The sequence below is a fragment of the Candidatus Manganitrophaceae bacterium genome (genome assembly GCA_016200325.1).
GTDB lineage: Bacteria > Nitrospirota > Nitrospiria > SBBL01 > Manganitrophaceae > Manganitrophus.
In genome coordinates, this window is the sequence record JACQEZ010000009.1 from 110,731 (window position 1) to 127,634 (window position 16,904).

13 protein-coding genes are annotated in these 16,904 nt (G+C 46.1%); all 13 read right to left on the bottom strand.

The window, feature by feature from the left end:
- Positions 1–298 precede the first annotated feature (298 nt).
- Entirely contained in the window at positions 299–610 is a 312-nt protein-coding gene (locus HY282_07455; protein MBI3803585.1) for a hypothetical protein, read from the bottom strand.
- Between the two features lie 34 nt (positions 611–644).
- On the bottom strand, positions 645–794 hold the full coding sequence (locus HY282_07460) for a hypothetical protein (protein ID MBI3803586.1): 150 nt from the start codon (positions 792–794) through the stop codon (positions 645–647).
- Positions 795–1,404: 610 nt separating this feature from the next.
- Positions 1,405–1,587, bottom strand: coding sequence for a hypothetical protein (locus tag HY282_07465; GenBank protein ID MBI3803587.1), 183 nt, complete (start codon positions 1,585–1,587; stop codon positions 1,405–1,407).
- On the bottom strand, positions 1,584–1,931 hold the full coding sequence (locus HY282_07470) for a hypothetical protein (protein MBI3803588.1): 348 nt from the start codon (positions 1,929–1,931) through the stop codon (positions 1,584–1,586). The genes HY282_07465 and HY282_07470 overlap by 4 nt, the downstream gene beginning before the upstream one ends.
- A 2,322-nt stretch (positions 1,932–4,253) precedes the next feature.
- Complete coding sequence (locus tag HY282_07475) at positions 4,254–4,805, bottom strand: hypothetical protein (protein MBI3803589.1); 552 nt, start codon at positions 4,803–4,805, stop codon at positions 4,254–4,256.
- Between the two features lie 57 nt (positions 4,806–4,862).
- Positions 4,863–5,732, bottom strand: a complete 870-nt coding sequence (locus HY282_07480; protein ID MBI3803590.1) for a hypothetical protein — start codon at positions 5,730–5,732, stop codon at positions 4,863–4,865.
- Between the two features lie 84 nt (positions 5,733–5,816).
- Positions 5,817–7,190, bottom strand: a complete 1,374-nt coding sequence (locus HY282_07485; protein ID MBI3803591.1) for a sigma-54-dependent Fis family transcriptional regulator — start codon at positions 7,188–7,190, stop codon at positions 5,817–5,819.
- Positions 7,191–7,682: 492 nt separating this feature from the next.
- Positions 7,683–8,069 carry a hypothetical protein gene (locus HY282_07490; GenBank protein MBI3803592.1) on the bottom strand — a complete coding sequence of 129 codons (387 nt, stop codon included), beginning with the start codon at positions 8,067–8,069 and terminating at the stop codon, positions 7,683–7,685.
- Positions 8,070–8,306: 237 nt separating this feature from the next.
- On the bottom strand, positions 8,307–9,686 hold the full coding sequence (locus HY282_07495) for a sigma-54-dependent Fis family transcriptional regulator (protein ID MBI3803593.1): 1,380 nt from the start codon (positions 9,684–9,686) through the stop codon (positions 8,307–8,309).
- A complete protein-coding gene (locus HY282_07500) occupies positions 9,679–11,223 on the bottom strand; it encodes a HAMP domain-containing histidine kinase (protein ID MBI3803594.1) in 1,545 nt (514 codons plus the stop codon). Before HY282_07500 ends, HY282_07495 begins: the two co-directional genes overlap by 8 nt.
- Positions 11,220–12,194, bottom strand: coding sequence for a hypothetical protein (locus HY282_07505; protein ID MBI3803595.1), 975 nt, complete (start codon positions 12,192–12,194; stop codon positions 11,220–11,222). The genes HY282_07500 and HY282_07505 overlap by 4 nt, the downstream gene beginning before the upstream one ends.
- Positions 12,194–14,347 (bottom strand): TonB-dependent receptor, encoded by a 2,154-nt coding sequence (locus HY282_07510; GenBank protein ID MBI3803596.1) that lies wholly within the window; start codon positions 14,345–14,347, stop codon positions 12,194–12,196. The genes HY282_07505 and HY282_07510 overlap by 1 nt, the downstream gene beginning before the upstream one ends.
- Positions 14,277–16,277 carry a S9 family peptidase gene (locus HY282_07515; protein MBI3803597.1) on the bottom strand — a complete coding sequence of 667 codons (2,001 nt, stop codon included), beginning with the start codon at positions 16,275–16,277 and terminating at the stop codon, positions 14,277–14,279. The genes HY282_07510 and HY282_07515 overlap by 71 nt, the downstream gene beginning before the upstream one ends.
- Between the last annotated feature and the right edge of the window lie 627 nt (positions 16,278–16,904).

The window sequence follows — 16,904 nt, forward strand, 5'->3', positions numbered from 1 at the left end:
TTGGGATAACGTTTTAGAAGCTCCAGACCCAGAACCGACGGAATACCGAAGGCGCCGATCTTCTTCCCTCTGTCCTCGCTGATAGCAAAGGGGTGAGCTCTCATGTCCTTTTGGGGCTTCTCCGTTCCATCTGGCCAAAAACTTTCCTCCGCGGGATTGATTCTTCTTCATGGGTGTTCCTCCTTGTCATTTGAGTGAGATGATGGACGTTTTCGATTGACAAAAAGGCCCCAAATCAGTAGACTGATTCTTGAGTATCAGAAAGAATGGTCTCCTAATAAGGGGCCTTCAGAAGGGGTCAATCAGTTACCGCTGATTGATCCCTTTTTCTTTGTAAGAGTGTCCCGTTTGTTCTCTCTTCAAGCCCGGACCGATCGCTCAAAGGGATAAAGACCTTCTGAGCCACCTGGTAGATCCATCCGAAGAGAACCACGGCGAGCGCGAGCATGAACACCGAGACCCCCAGGTTGGCCAAAGCGCCCGATGGGTAGCCCAAGATCATCCCCGCCCCCGCCCAGAGAAACAAGACCAGGGTCGAAACCAGAATGACCCCGCTGAACACCAACAGGGACAAAACGGTCCCGTGAAAGATATTCTGATACGTCTTCATATTGACCTCCCGCTTATTTGATTGTTCAATGACCCTACCTCCCCATCGCCCGGTCGACCCGTATGTCGCGCCGGTGTTTCTTTAAATCGCTCCAATCGATCCCCCGGTCCATGTAAGGCAGCTCTTTATTCAGTTCCCTGTAGAGGACCTCTTCCCTCGCCGGTTCGCCGATGATTCTCTTCATGGTTTCTCCTTTCTTGGGCTTTATGCGCCCTGGTTGATTTGGAATGACATGCTCCGAGCCAAACGAATCGACTCCCATGCCAATAAAAAAGCCCTATGGAGGTCAGAATCTCCGCAGGGCTTCGACTGTGTCCCGGGCTTCGGGCTATCTATGATGGATTCCATTAAGGCGGAAAAAGAAAGTGCTTCCGCCGGCGGCGTTCCCCTCGCCGAATCCTCAAAAACTAAAAAAGCCTGGGGAAATCCTCCTCAGGCTTCTTCCAATCCTATTGACGTCTTCTTAGGAAACATCTATCGAGGTTTTAAATCATGGCTAACCCCGCTTTCTAATTCTAATCCTTCCTGGATCGATAATCACCAGACTCCCTCTAAAGTCTGCCTTTGTAAGCTCCCAAACCGAGGTCACCCGTATGAGCGCAGCCTGACTTTCTTGACTGAATCGATATATTTTGTTCATCATCCGCACCCCGAAGGCCATGATCACGGATATCTTTCACTTCGTTATCGCAATCTCTCAGAACTTTATTTGTCATGTCAATTCACCGCCCTGATCTCTTCGCTGGAGAGGGGCTTTGCCGCGTCGTCGAGTACCGCCAGTATCTCCTCGGGGGTTAGGAACGTTTGGAACCGGCGGTCCGCTTAGAGATCTTCAAAAACCGCGCTAACTCATCGTCTTTCATGATCTCGTCATGAATGAGCCGGCTCTCCTCGGCGGGGGACAAACCTTTCAACCGTCTTTGTTGCCGTTCCTGGATTTCATGTTTCATAGCAACAGCGTCAAACTTCTTCTTCATGGTTCGATCACCTCCTTCGGTGAATAGATTTCAATCATCCGATATCCTTTGAGCAAGTTTATCGCATTAAATCCGCGGATCTTTTCGTAATGAACGATATGCTTGAAATTCCAACTCACGATGAGATCTACATCCGCCACACTCGCCGAAGCCACATGCGCCGCGTCACGGATCGATGCCTCACCTAAAACTCCCGCTTTAATATAAGCATCTCGCAGCGCAGCGATTTCTTCTGCGCCTTCAATGATCTCGACTGATTCTGTACGCAATGCGGTCAGTACTCCTCTTACTTCCTTGGGGGCTTCTTTTAATTCAAATAACGTCGTTTCAGAGATTACGAGCAAGAACTTTCCTGACTTCACCTCAGCAAAGAATTGATTACTCTCCGCTGAAAACTCATCATCGAAACAACCACGAAGACAGAAGTATCAGCATAGACCCGAAGTTGCTTTACGAGAAAGTCCATCTATTATCCCCCATTTATAGACCATATCAAACCCCATCTTGAACGTCAACGTCACTGATCGGAGTAAAACGAATCTCAGAAGGGTATACCAATAACTCATGGAACACGAGAAACCAGTCTTCGCATTTCTTAGTTCCAACAGACCCCGTTCAACGGATCCGACCCCTGCAAATGCGACTGGAGGATGAGTATCTTCACGGTCAAAGAATCGAAACGCTTCACCGCTTCTTTGAGCCCTCGGCAACTGAGACAGACCTCGAATAAGTCATTCAGGACCGACGGTTCTCCCGGTCTGATCCTCCGCCGATGACCGCACTGATTCATACACAACTGCGAACCTCGACATTGCGTGCACCAATGTCGATGCAAAGTGGCCCATACTCCTTCTCTCTTCAATAATCGTTCCCTCCTATTTGAACGGTTAATGATACACAAATCCAATATTCTAACGTACGCGGCCGGAAGACGAACTGTATCCAAATGCCTTCGACCTGATCGCATCATGTGAGTTCGGTCTTACAAGAACAGCGAACAGACTGATTGAACCCCAATTAAAAGTAGAAGCGATCCGACGGAATAGTAGCGGTTGATCGCATAGCCAGGTGGCAAGTCGTGTTCTGATTGAGGACCCAAAAGGCTTCTGAAAGATACAAGCGTTCCTCAATTAAGATGAGGATCGCGCAAAACTTAACCGGCATACTGCGCCATCGGAGGAGGGGCCGAGCTCACCATGGTCAACGCGAAGGTGTGCCAGGAAACGGAATCTTAGGCCGGAAGGGACAAAGATGGAGCGCGAAGTGGGACCAACGTCGTCGCAAATCTGCGTTGGTTCGGAGCTGCTGATCTACCAATTGGTAACGTGGGCGATGACAAGTCAAAACCGTTTAGGGCATGATTTAGCGTTTGGTGAAACCGTCGTAAGAGGTCTCGATTGACCGGAAGGACGCTGTTCGTGACAGATTTAAGCGGGGATTAGGCGCGGAAACAACGATGCGTCGAGCGTGAGATTGACACCGGATGACTCTTAAAAGAAGCGATCTGAGGATTTGAACGAAGCTGATAGGCGCCGTCATTCATGAGAAACTGCTGAGGAGATATTAAGAGCGTCGGTTGCAACGGCCGCATTAATTGTTAATGCGGCAACCTACGAAACCCTTAATCTTAAAAGATCGAAAATGACTCGGTATCAGTGGGCGATGCGGATAAGAATGGATGATAATACAGGAGCTTATATGCAAATGGCGGGAAGATTAGAAGTAGACGCAAAAAAACCCTTCCGCCTTTTTCTTTTTTTAGAAAAACCCGGAAAGGTCAAACGACTTGATATTTTGGACTTTCGTCCCAGGCACCCACGATTTGGGCATTGCAAAAAATCTTTATGATTCGAAAAATATCATAAATCAAAAATCGAGTCAAGAAAAAAACATTTTCGGATCAAGAAAACTATCATAAATATACCACCCCGGCGATAAACAAAAGAGGCGCGCCAACACAGTTAAAGAGATAAAAAGGGTAGTACCTCCAAGTTCGCTAAATAAAACATCGACATGAATCATATCGTGGCAACATGTATGCAACATATATAGCTACGTGACCAGCGACGCCCTCTGAAACAGCTTTCGCAACAAGAAATTACTTTTTTAAGAAAAAATTAAAAGAAACACAAAAAGATTGAACCGTTCCTGAAAAATGGGGTTTTGTGATTTGGCGAAAGAAAGAATATCGGGTGGGCTTTTAAAAGTTCTCGCTATGTTTTTTAGCGCTGCGATCTTCTTCAATACAGCTTGTCCTTTGACACACTCTTCGCTCGTCGAAGGTAACAAAAGGATCGCGGCAGATTCGGCATTGCCTTACTTTCCAGTTTCCTTCTTCACCCTCGGTCTCAAGAAATTGCAAGACTGTAACAGGCGTGTAATTGAATATTCCGCTGATCGTATAGATGTCAATCTCCGCCTCGAGTAATAGTTCCAGGATTATCCCTTTGTGAGCATTGTGAACCTTAAGCTTTCTAGGAACACGGGTATAAGGGACTTTTATCCATTTCTGTCTGAGATATTTGGGCGAAATATTTACGATTGGTTGAACCTGTTTGCATGTCATCCCAGCTTTCTTGGCAAGTGAAATGAATCGATCCCTTTGATCCGAAGATAGGCCGGGATGAGCGTTTAATCTCTGTTCACTTGAGGAAAGAAGACCATTGTTACGCGCCAAAAGTTCTACCCCCAGGCAATTGAACTTTCAATTTTACGATCTGAATCATTAGCGCCCGGATAACGCTTTCTTTTTCCGCGACAAGCTGACGCAGCTTGCTTGTCTCACTGCGTCGCTCGGGGGACACTCTTAACATTGTCTTATGGCGGCGCTCGGAATGAGAGTGGACCTGTTTGGTGGTCTGATTACCAGGACAAAGTAGGTGTCGAAGCTCCATGTCCACCAGAACGATCTCCTCCGGAGTGGTAGGCACGGAAGGCGGTAGTTCTTCTCTTAATTTAGATAGGCGCTGAAGCTCGTTCATCGTATAACCCGTGTACGGCTGAAGCATTGAAAGCAAATCGGGATACTGCGAAAATGTTCGGATGGAGCTGATTAGTTCGATATTTTTATCGATACATTGTGCAACCGTGAGGTAATAGTGCGTTAAAAATTCCTCTCTTCGGGTTTGTGATAACGATAGAATACCTTTTAATATGAGCTGCTGAATTTTTCCATTTTTTTTTCCTTCATTGAGCATTTGAATCACATGTTCTTGCATGATTCGCCTCTTTTATTTCGATGGTTACGGTCATCTTTGGATTTAGATCAAGCCGCTTTACCCATTATTGGCGTTTAAGAGACGCGAGTTCTTGCATACAACATAGGTTGAAATCATAGCGAGATCAAAGTCGGAATCGCCGTTATTGTCGTCAGTGGCGTCTTTTAGACATGCCAACACTTCATCGTCCTTCGATAACCACTCTACCGGTAGAGGATCCCCTTTCAAAAGGGTTTGAACTGTGTCGTCCAGGTCAACACCATCGGAAATGAAGATTGCCTCGATTCCCTGTTTCAAAAATGCGGGTAATGATTCTCTTGATACTCGCTGGATTAGGACTCCGTTGGCGCTCTTCCGGTGATTGGAACTAACACTTTCCAGCGCCGGCTTAACAAAATAGGCCTCCTCGGATAGCAGAACTTCGGCCGAAGTGACGCTGTGGCCTGGGATTTGTTCCGGATGCTCTAAAATGGTGACCTGTCCTCTATTGATCCATTCTTTAAGCTGCGCCTCACTCCCTGAGGCGCAGGCCGATGCCAAGGAGGAGAGAGTAATCTCGGGATCGAGTACAACAAAATAGAGGTGAATTTTGTCGGCGTATCTAAAAATTCGAGATAGCTCGACGACGTCGATCGCTTCTCTGAATCGATCTTTTCCCAGGAGGATAGTATCGGATCCGAATACGCGATCCAGGGCCTGCTCCAAATCCATGGCAACATAAGTCGCTCCTTCATATCTATAGGCGCCGCCGTTTTCGTCTAAATTCAGATAACATCTCGTAAAAATATGTTTGTACAAAAAGATCCATCGTTCAGAGATCTGTTTCTTCCCCATAAACATAAAGTCGGGAAGATATCTCTCTCCGACGACCAGTTCCAGCGGCCGCCACATCGTTTGATCAATCCTTTCAGGTTCACTTGGTAACATTGACCTCTCCAAAATAAATATTAGAATACTCTTGCCATTTGGCGGTTCAACTTATTCCGGAATCTTCGACCCCACTGTTTTCCATCAAGAAGGGAGTTCCGTTCCGCTCCGCTCCTTTCGCAAACCATGTTTCTTCATTTCCCGAATCAATCCCGACCTACTGATGTGGAGCTTTTTAGCGGCCTGCGATTGATTCCATCCCGACTGATCGAGCGCCTTTTCAAGAAGTTCTTTTTCGTAGTCACTCACTTTGCGCCGAAGATCTCCTGATTCGGGAGGCGTTAAACATACGTCAAAATGACGAGGCGCCAGGTACCGTGATCGGTGAGTGGTGAGGGTCCGCTGAAGTGTCTGGAAAAGTTCTCGGACGTTTCCGGGCCAGTCATATTTTATGAGTTTGTCCATGGCTTCCGGAAGAACCTCAACCTTGAAACCAACGCGAGACTCATGCTGTTTCAAATAATAGCGGACGAGCAATGGAATATCTTCTTGCCGTTGTTTAAGGTCTGGGAGGACTATTCTGACCGCGTTGAGACGAAAATAGAGATCTTCTCGGAATTGCCCTGATCCAATGGCATTGTCCAGATTGAGATTCGTTGTAGCCACAACTTGCGCGTGAAGGGGTATTGGTTTCTCAGCTCCCAGCGGCCGGAATTCCCTTTCTTGCAGGACACGTAATAGAGACGCCTGAAGGTCTACCGGCATATTCCCGACCTCATCAAGCAAAAGTGTGCCGGCGCCGGCCGTTTCTAATTGACCAACAAGCTTCTCTTTATTGTGCATACCAGGATAGTTCTCTCTCACACCAAAAAGTTCACTTTCCAGAAGCGATTTCTGGATACATCCGCAATCGATCGATACAAAAGGCAGCCGCCCACTTTTACCGGCATGAATGGCTTTGGCGATCAGCTCTTTTCCAGTCCCGCTCCCTCCGAGAACGAGGACAGAAGACTTATCGTCGGCCACCTTCTGAATAAGCCTGTATATTGGGAGCATCGTTTGTGATTTCCCGACGATCATTTGGTCCGGTCCGAACAATAGACCGCCATTGGCCGCGACGTTAGCGGTGAGGCGGACTTCTGTCTCTACCCGTTTTATTACTTGAGGTATGTAGGCTTCGATCTGATCTTGTGAATTGTGATCCTTTACAAGGAAATCAATGGCTCCCAGATTAAGGGTACTATCAATCACTTTTGATTCATCTTCACTGCTGACCGCGATCAATACTAGGCCTGGTTTTTCTCTTAACGCTTCCTTAATAAATAAGAGGCCTTCTTCAGATTGTCCGTTAATCTTGATCTCAATAAAAATGATCGCCGGATTCCGTCTTTTTAAAAGGTACAACCCGGTCCTTCTCCCTGAGGCGATAATGGCCTCTTTGCCACAGAATTTTAGTACCTTTCGATACATGCTTGAGAAAACAGGATTCTCTTCAATGACTAAAACCATATTATTCATGAAAGGTTCTCTTATTGTCGAATTCGCGATCCCCGTGGTTGATCACGCCAATCAGTCTACTGCCACAAAAAGGGTCGAAAATACTTCTCGTTTGTAACGAAAAATAATGAAAGATAGTCAAACATACATGGAGTACTCAACATCTGTTCGACATAATTTTTTGGATAAATGGATGATGAATTCGCTCTCCTTTCCTAGCATTTTTAAACGGTATTCATTCTAGTAACTAAATTATTAACTCAGGATTAGGTGCTTCCAAAGACCTAACCCTAATACGATGGGCTAATTTTAGACCGATCACAACTCATTTACCGATCATCTGTTGGATTTTATATTACGAGCTTCTAACGTCGGTGAGTTTAGCAAACAAGGCCTGAATGATCTCTTTCAGAGTACTCCGGCATACTGATTTTCCTAAGGAAGTAAGTATCCGCCAACACTAATTGAATTTTAAGGAGAGACGAATTCCCTGCCACAGGAACCTTGCCTGATTTAAAGTTCTCTCCTTTCTCGAGGAGCGAGAACCCTTCTCACCGTTTCCTTTAATTCCGATCTTTCCAAAGGTTTTGAAATCAGGTCTCCAATTTCATCTCGCAATTTCATCTGGCGTGCAATCAGGAGCCGATCTTCCACCATTATTATTTTGACTCGCCCATTAATTGGGATCTGGCGAATCTCCTGGATACCGACCTCAGAGAACAAATCATCATCGATCAACAAAAGAGAGGCATGGGAAACCATCGTCATCACCTCATTCAAGGAAGTTGCAACGATAGTTTTGGTCTGAGATACTGAAAGCTCTTCCAGAATCGCCTCTATCATTTCTTCTATTGCAGTAGCAGTATGGATATCCGGATGTGCAATGAGTACGATATTCATTGAGGACTCCCTTACCAGATTTTGGGCTATACATAGGTGGTATAGAGCAAAGGTCATACCAAATCTAAAAAACCACTGCTTGGAGTCGTGGGAACGTCGGCACCCTCTATATTGCGACGGATTCATCAGAGAAAAGTTTTGGCAAATCAAATTTGATATAGAAATAGATCAGATTTGATCCGGGAAGGAGGAATATTTATTTTATCGGAAAAAAGATTTTGTATTTAGAGGACAAACTTATTTCAAAAGACCCAATGCCCTTAATTTCTTCACGAGATGTGTGCGGTGCAGGCCTAATCGTCTTGCCACTTCATTCTTATTTCCATTAGATTCCTTGAATACCGTCGTAAGTATCTTCTTTTCACATTCAGCTATCTTATCGTGATACGACCCAGATCCTCGATGGCAAGTACAGTTATTCGTTGAAGTTAGGTCCTCTTCCACGGTTAGTTGAAGATGTTTTGCTCTGATGAGACGGCCATCGCAGAGGGCCGTGGCCCGATCGATCACGTTTCGAAGCTCCCGGATATTTCCCGGCCAGTCATAGGCTATCAAGGCATTCTGTGCTTCATCTGTCACCGTATACAGTTCATTGGACTTTGTTTTTAGAGCGACCTCGGTTAGAAAATACTTCGTTAAATCCAGAATGTCCTGTTTCCGATCACGCAATGGTGGAAGCATGATTTTCATCACATTCAGCCGGTAAAATAAGTCTTTCCGGAATCCCCCAGTTTTTACATCTTCCAATAAATCCCGGTTGGTGGCTGCAAGGATTCGCACATTCGACTGCCGATTCTTGTTGCTTCCCAGACGCTCGTATTCGCCTGTCTCCAGGAAGCGGAGCAGTTTTGCCTGTATGATTGGCGGGGCATCTCCAATTTCATCGAAAAAAAGAGTGCCCCCGTGCGCCAACTCAACTTTTCCCAATTTCTGGTGACTTGCTCCGGTAAAAGCCCCTCGCTCGTGCCCGAAGAGTTCCGACTCAGCGAGTTCTGCAGTCAAGTTCGTACAGCTAATCGCCAAAAAGGGTCCACCAGCCCTCCCGCTCTGAGCATGAATAAATCGTGCTAGGACCTCCTTCCCCGTACCAGTCTCTCCGAGAATTAACACTCTCCGGTCTGTGTTGGCTAGCTGCCTTGCCATATCAAGACAGTCGACAATTTCTTTGCTCCTTCCGACAACGGGTATCTCCTCTTTCTGGGCGGCTTTAAGAACGACTGTTTCCCGTTTCAGGCCGTGGTGCTGGCATGCCTTTACAACGCGAATTTCCAAATCTTCGATCGAGCAATGCTTTGGCACAAAATCCCACGCGCCTTTTTTCATCGCCTCGACGGTCTTATCAATAGTCGCGTGACCCGTTAAGACGATTACCTCTGGGGCTTCGTCGAAAGTCTTTATCTGCTCCAGCATCTCAAGGCCATTCCCATCCTGCAACTGAATATCCAAAAGGACCAGATCAACCTCGTGCGTTTTTAAGACCTCTTTTGTATCTGCACAAGAATCGGCCTCAAGCACGCGGTATCCGGCTGCTACGAAGCGGTCTTTGAGACCGAGTCGAAATTCTTCGTCATCATCAACGATAAGGATTCGGCCAAAGCGTTTGCTCTCTTCAGGCATCTGAGATTCCTGCTTCAATTTTTGACGGGCATTTCGGTAGAGTAAAGAAAAATGTCGAACCTTTGTCTTCCGTTTTAAACCAGATTTTTCCTCCCTGTAGCTCTACCAAAAATCGGCAGATATAAAGACCTACACCGTTCCCGTTCGGGCCTTTCGGATTCACCGGTTTTTCGAACAGCTTGGACTGGAAATCGCGAGCGACTCCAAATCCCGTATCCTTTACCCCAATTTCAATTTGTGACCGATTCTCGTCGGCTGTGATCACGATGCATGATCCCGGAGGACTTGCTTTGATCGCATTGTGAATTAAATTCATTAAGATCTGTTCCACATGATCTGGATCTGCATAGGCGAATTTCCCTTTAAAATCGTTCGCCAAATTGCAGCGAACTTTCATCTCCTCCTGCATAGATTCTAAGGCAAAAAGGACCTGACCCGCCAATTCACCCAAATCGACTTTACGGCGCCTCAATTCGATTTTCCCGGTTTCTCTGACAGCAAACTCAAGAACTTCCCCAAGCATCCTCTTAAGGCGTTCGCAAAGATCGAGCATTCGGAGAAGACGGTTTTTTTCCTGCTTGGTGAGTTGAGGCTTCGATATCTCGTTAAAGTTAGCGATATGCGTTGACAGCGCGCCGAGTGGTGTCATGATGTCATGTGATAGCTGTAATATTAGATCGCTCTTCAGGTTAAGGATCTGTTCGAGCTCACTGTTTCTTGCTTCTAGGGTGATATGTTTTCGGATGTTATCCTCCAGGTTGAAACGAGTCAGGGCAAGTTCGGCCGTTCTCTCATCCAACGATTCTTTTAACCTTAAAAAACTGTCTCGTACCAAATCGACTTCGTCCATAGTCGACGACATCCCATCGGCTCCAGTCTCAGAAACGTCTGCCATGCTTGATACATGAGCAGCCAGTTGACGTAAGGGAGAAATCATTTCTCCGGATGCCGCCCAAGCCATCAATATTCCGATGATCAGAACAGCGATGAGAAAAGTGATCGCCTTGACCCTAAGCGCATCGATTTGATCGTAAATTGGTTCAACAGAGAGGGACACGATGGCCCGCCCGATTGGAGGACCCCCGTCGACTTTCCGGAATACGCCCTCCTCGGAAATAGGAGCGTTGTGGGATATATCCCCAATAATCTTGTACGATTCTATGGCCCGCACGTGATTGACTTCGATTAAACTGGAATTACTGCCCATGGACTTTATAGATTTTCCGACCGCCGGCGGCGCTGTTTCAGGTCCTCCATAGTTCCTGTCTTTGTACAAGATCCTTACACCTAGAATATCCGGCTGTTCTTTTACGCTTTTGATTAAAGACTCGAGGGCTTCCTGATTTCCACTAAAGAGAGCGCTGCCCGCTTGATCGGCCAAATGGTTGGCCAAAAGTTTGGAGCGCTGTACAGCGCTCTCAAGAAGGGACCATTCCGCTTGAGAGATTAGATAATAAGCCAATACGCCGGTACAGACTATTAACCACGCTGCGCCGAAGATGACCAAACGTTTCCGAAAGCTTAGTTTAGATATCATGGTATTCTCAATTCAGGATCTTTTGGGTATATCCTGTCCGCCATTGCAACGGAATCTTGACCTATAGAAATATCTAATATTCGGGCGACACGTAGGTTTAAAAAAGTACTGACCCTTCTCGGCGCCTGAATCCGTTCCGGCCTCTCACCTGCGATAATTCGCATTGCCGTCTCAGCCGCTTGCCGGCCCATGTCCTCATAATTTCCGGTAAGCGATAGTACCGCCCCATTTTTAGCAAAAGCCTCCGAATACCCTAACAGGGGAATCCGTTCTGAAATTGAATAGTCGATAATAAATTTTACGGTAAAGAAGTCGATAATACTTGAATCGGGCTGTATCCATAGTATGTCAAATTGGGATCTCATCTTTTTTAACGCGGGGCTAAGTTCGGAGGGCGCATGGACGCTGATCGGAATCAGTTGAATCGGAGTATCACTAAAGAAATTCACGAGATCTTTTATTAGAGTCCCCGTCCGGTCGGGATTAAAGGGAATTCCAATACGGCCCTTCGGAAAAACAGATCGGATCCTCTCATAAACGTCTCTAGCCGGAATATGCATGGAGATTCCCCAGGAATCGGGAATTTCGAGAGCTTCGGTATGGTTCAGGGCCAAACAGAAGATAACCGGTGAATTGATCGGATGTATCTTTAGCGCCAGGATCGCTTGACTCCCAATCGCGATCACAGCCTCAGGATTTACCAGAGACACCTTTTCCATGACATATCTGAACTGCTCCGGATTTCGGTCGAGAGTATATGTAATCCTTTTGTAATTCTTTAATGTTTCGTATGCTCCCTTGGCTGCAGTCTGATAGGCCTCTATTTCAGGGCTCAGCAAGACAACTATAGGCCGCTCTTCCGCTTCGACCGATGCGCTCATAAAAAACAGAGAACCGCCAAGCAGAACAATCGTAATAGAAATGGCTCCGATATATCTCTCAAAGGAACTTATTTTATATCCCAGTTTCATCAAATCCTCAACACGATCGTCGCATAGTAGTCGGACCCGATTTCCTCTCCGATGATCGGCGCCTCTCGATGCCTTCTATTGGTCAGGTTCGTCAAATGGACTCCAGCGCTTAGGTTGCTGGTTATTTCATAACCGAGAAAGAGGTTTACTGTGTAATAAGAAGGGGAGGAAACCGTCTGATCATCGAAATATCCTGATGCGTGTCCAACATAGTGAAACGTTAACGCCCCAGTAAGGTTCCGGACTGCATTAAATAAGATACCCAAGTTCACTTTATGTGGAGCGGTCGTAGCAATATCGCTCGTTTTTGTGTAACCAGCATAGGCATAGTTCGCGAGAAGGCGAACGTTTCTGACGACTCGATAGTCCGCCCAAATCTCACCCCCTCTTCCTAATACGTGCTCATTGACATTGACAGTATTAAAAATGTCTGGGTCAACCGGAGACTCCACTATTTGGATTAGATTATTCGTGACCACGTAGAATAGGTCTATCCCCATTCTCAGATCAGGAATGGGCTGCGCCAGGTATCCCGTTTCATACCAGATCGAGCGCTCAGGTTTTAAATCCGGATTTCCAAGAACAGTAGCTCCGCCGAGTTTAAGAAGAAGAAAGTTGTCGGATAAGGTAGGACTCCGGTATCCCTCGCTCACTGAGGCCTTAACTATATTTTCAGGATTAATCTGGTATGTTATTCCTACTCGCGGAGAGAATTGGGACCCCGATTCCTCCTGATAGTCAAAGCGCCCTGCCAAACGAAAAAGAAGGTCGTTTGTAAAGTTATACTGCTCATCAAAAAAGATTCCTGTGGTCCACTGCCCTTGGTCTCCGTCAATCCTGTCAGATTTTACCTCCGTAAACCTCAGATCACCTCCCCAAGAAAAATGACTTCGCCCAAATTGCGCCACTCGCCCTACGACCTCCAAATCATAGAGGTTTTGTGTTCTTCGGCTTCCAAATTTTCCAGACAGCGCGCCAAAGGATTCCAAATCATGATAGTTCCAAAACGAGCGAACAGATAAAGATGGATGTTCATACTCAATCATCACATGTTCCGTCTGTTGATCATTCCTCAGGAGGGTCCCCCCCGATGTGTGTTGGAGTACCTCGCCAGTATTTCCTCCGGCGTCTAACTTCAAAATTCCATTTTCACCAACATTCTTTGATAGGCCGAGATTATATCGCCAGACTCGAATCCCGTTCGGATCAGGTATTCTAACCCCCTCCTCAAACCGATTCCAAATATCTGCATGATCATAACTTCCCGAGAGAGTCAATGCCACTGGGCCAATGGGTTGGCTTGTGGCCACACGCTCTCGGATTCCTCTCGAGGTGAAAGAGGTGTCGCTCTCAAGATACGGTAATCCTTCTGGGGGTTTTGTGATGATGTTTATGACTCCGCGTGAGGCATTGGCGCCGTAGATTGCAGAGGCGCCGCCGCGAATAATTTCGATCTTCCCGACATCTTCAGGTAAGATGGAGAGTGTGTCCCATTCCACATTCCCAGAATAATCATCATAGACCGTCCTATTATCAATGAGAACCAACACATCCTTCGGCCTGAAATTACTCCGAGTAAAGTAACCTCGGATATCCACGCTGTAATCTGTTCTTGTCAATTGGACGACATCGATTCCAGGGAAGAGACGTAAGATCTGGGGTATGTTCTCCCCGTCAAGAGCGGAGAGATAATATCTTGGTATGACGGTGACGGGAATGGGGGCTGTTCCTATTGCCTCCAGCCGTTTGGAGGCTGTGTAAACACGATTTTCTGAATCCAATAGTTTAAGATCATTATAAATGCCGCTCGGATCCAGCGCGAGATCGGTTGCTGCTACAACGTCTCCTTTTGCAGGGGTATCTTCCAGGCCCTTTACCTGCTCAGTCGTATTTCCGGTCTTTTGTTCTAAGGTTTGAGCTGACGCACTGTAGCTTTCCATTGAACTTACTATCAAGAATGACACAAGAACGGTAACCTTTGACCTAGATCCTGCAATAGGGATCATCTTCTTGTATCCTCTGTTCATGTGGAACTTTGCGTGGTACTGTTCTACTAGCAGAACGATCTCATGATGAAAGCGCTCATTTCTCCACCGCTGAATGTCCTTTAATCTCACCCACCGGTTCCAGGCGACCTCCAAGTTGTTTAGCAAGAAATTCTTCTATTTTTGAATTCAGATGAAGCCGGTTTTCGGAACGCAAGAAATAATGACCTTCATCCGAATAAACGAAATAATTAACAACCTTATTTGCTTTTCGCAGCGCTTCAACCATCTGCTCGCTTTCTTTTTTCTTTACGCGTGGATCATTCGCCCCTTGAATAACCAGGAGTGGGGCTTTTACCTGCTCGACTGAGAATAGAGGAGAACGTAATTTTAGAAATTCCATATCCTTCTCGGGATCACCCACTCGACGGAAATACATAGCCTTCATCGGAACGAAATCCGGAGGAATGCTTTTTAGCAAACTGATAATGTTACTCGGACCGACGATATCGACTCCTGCAGCGAAGACATCAGGAGTAAAGGCCAACCCTGCCAGAACAGCATAGCCGCCGTACGATCTCCCCATGATTGCTATTTTCTTTTTATCCGCTATGCCCTCTTTAACGATCCAATTGACGCCGTCTGTCAGATCGTTTTGCATTTTCCCTCCCCACTCACGATCACCCGCATTCAGGAACTTTTTGCCATACCCACTCGAGCCGCGGTAGTTAATCATCAAAACCGCGTAGCCTCGATTTGCGAGCCATTGCGCCTGGGGATTAAACCCCCAAGTATCTCGGACCCAGGGCCCGCCGTGAACCAGAAGAACGGTCGGCAAATTTTTGGCTGGAATGCCTGGAGGGACTGTCAGGTATCCGTGGATGGTCAGGCCGTCCCGGGATCCGAATGAGATCGGCTTCATTTGGGCCAGGGTTAGGCCTTCTATTTTCGGCTGATTACTGAATAGTGCTTTAGCGGTCCGTAGACTACGATCGTAAATGTAATAGTAAACCGGCGCATCATCGGAAGTGAATGACACAACCCAGAGCTTATCGGAGAGGTCGCGATTGATAATATTGATTTGGCCCTTGCGTATTTTTTCAAGAGCCTCAAGATCAGCGGAGATACTCTTATCCAGCGCTTGCCATTGCAGCCGGTCTCGATAAAATGCCACCGCCTGAATTGTTTTTTTACCTGGATGGATTAGTATCCCTTGCGCTCCGAATTCAGCATTTCCAATGTCGTAGATAGGATCTTCGGCAACAATGGCTTCTTTTCCTGTTTCAATATTAATGGCCAGAAGCCGCTCCGCGTTTGCATTCTGATTACTGATTGCAAAAAGAGTTTTCCCATCGAGTGAGAGACTCGCGACCCGACCCTCCTCCGTCGGTTGGAGGACTCGCAATATTTTCCATGGCTTTTCTGGAGAATCCCTGTAGAGGAATTGAGCGCCTCCTTCAGGGGTGGTTGCTGTTCCAGCGCGTACTTTGAATTGAGCGTCTGTAATCCAATCGACCATATTGCCCGGGTTTTCCGTATCCAATTCAACCGCGCCATTTTTAAGATTGACGCGGTATACGTCCTGTTTCTCAGAATCTCTTAAATTCAAACCGACAAGCATTTCGTCTGGAAAGTTGGGATCTAGAGCAACCAAGTCGGCCTGCACCCCCTGGAAGGGTGTCATATCCCGGACCACATTCGTTCTCATATTCACGGCGTAGAGATGATAGTTTTCGTCTCCATCATTATCTTTGAGATACATTAATTGGTCACTATCATACGTCCAAAAATATCGCCGGATCCCGCGCTTTTTATCAGAACTGATCATCTTGTCATCTTGCTGGCCCATTGTTCGGACCCATATCTGAAGAATATTTTTCTCGTCAGGTGCAATGAATGCGATCCGCTTTCCATCTGGTGAAATTTGGGGGGTTGTTCTTTCGGGATTTCCAAAGAGAAGATCTCTTGGAATAAGAGGCGGGAGCTCCGCGAAGGCATCGGTGCTACCGGAAAACAATACAAGGATGATCGCCAATGGTAGGAGTGGACGGTTCAAGTTAGGCCTCCTTAGTAGAATATTGTTAAGAGCAAATATCATACCCTGCAGGCTCAAAACATTACTCGTCTATATTTCTTAGCTCATTGATTTGAGAGGACAAAAATCTAAGAGGTTGTAATTCTTTGCTTATTGTTTCGCACAGAGCTTAACCCAAGTAAAGTGGAGGATTCTGAAATCGGACAATAAATATCATGTGTACTGGAAAAATACAATATTAGTAGAGTATTTTTGATACAGTCATTCAATAACACAATGTAAAAAGTTGAAAGCATTATTATGATTTTACAAATAATATCAATAAGATTAATTACATGATCAAATCTGATCAAGCAACGATCAAATTTGCATAAGTTATTTTGTTTAGGTTTATCCTACCTTCTACACATTAGGAATTTGACAAATCTCAGACAAAAGGGTCAGATTGAGCTACAAATTATTCCGAAACATAAACGGAGCTTGAAAAGCTTATCAGGAGGGTTTGCGCAGAAGTCAGCTTCCACGTAATAACGATTCACCAGTTTTGCGATTGCCATTTACATCTACATCTGATCTGATATGATATCGGCTTTAATAACACGGAAACTCGCTTTCCCAGTAGAAGTTAAGAATGACTCTTTCCTCTTTTTTCATCATGTGCATCCTCGTACAGCCCGTGCGATAATACGA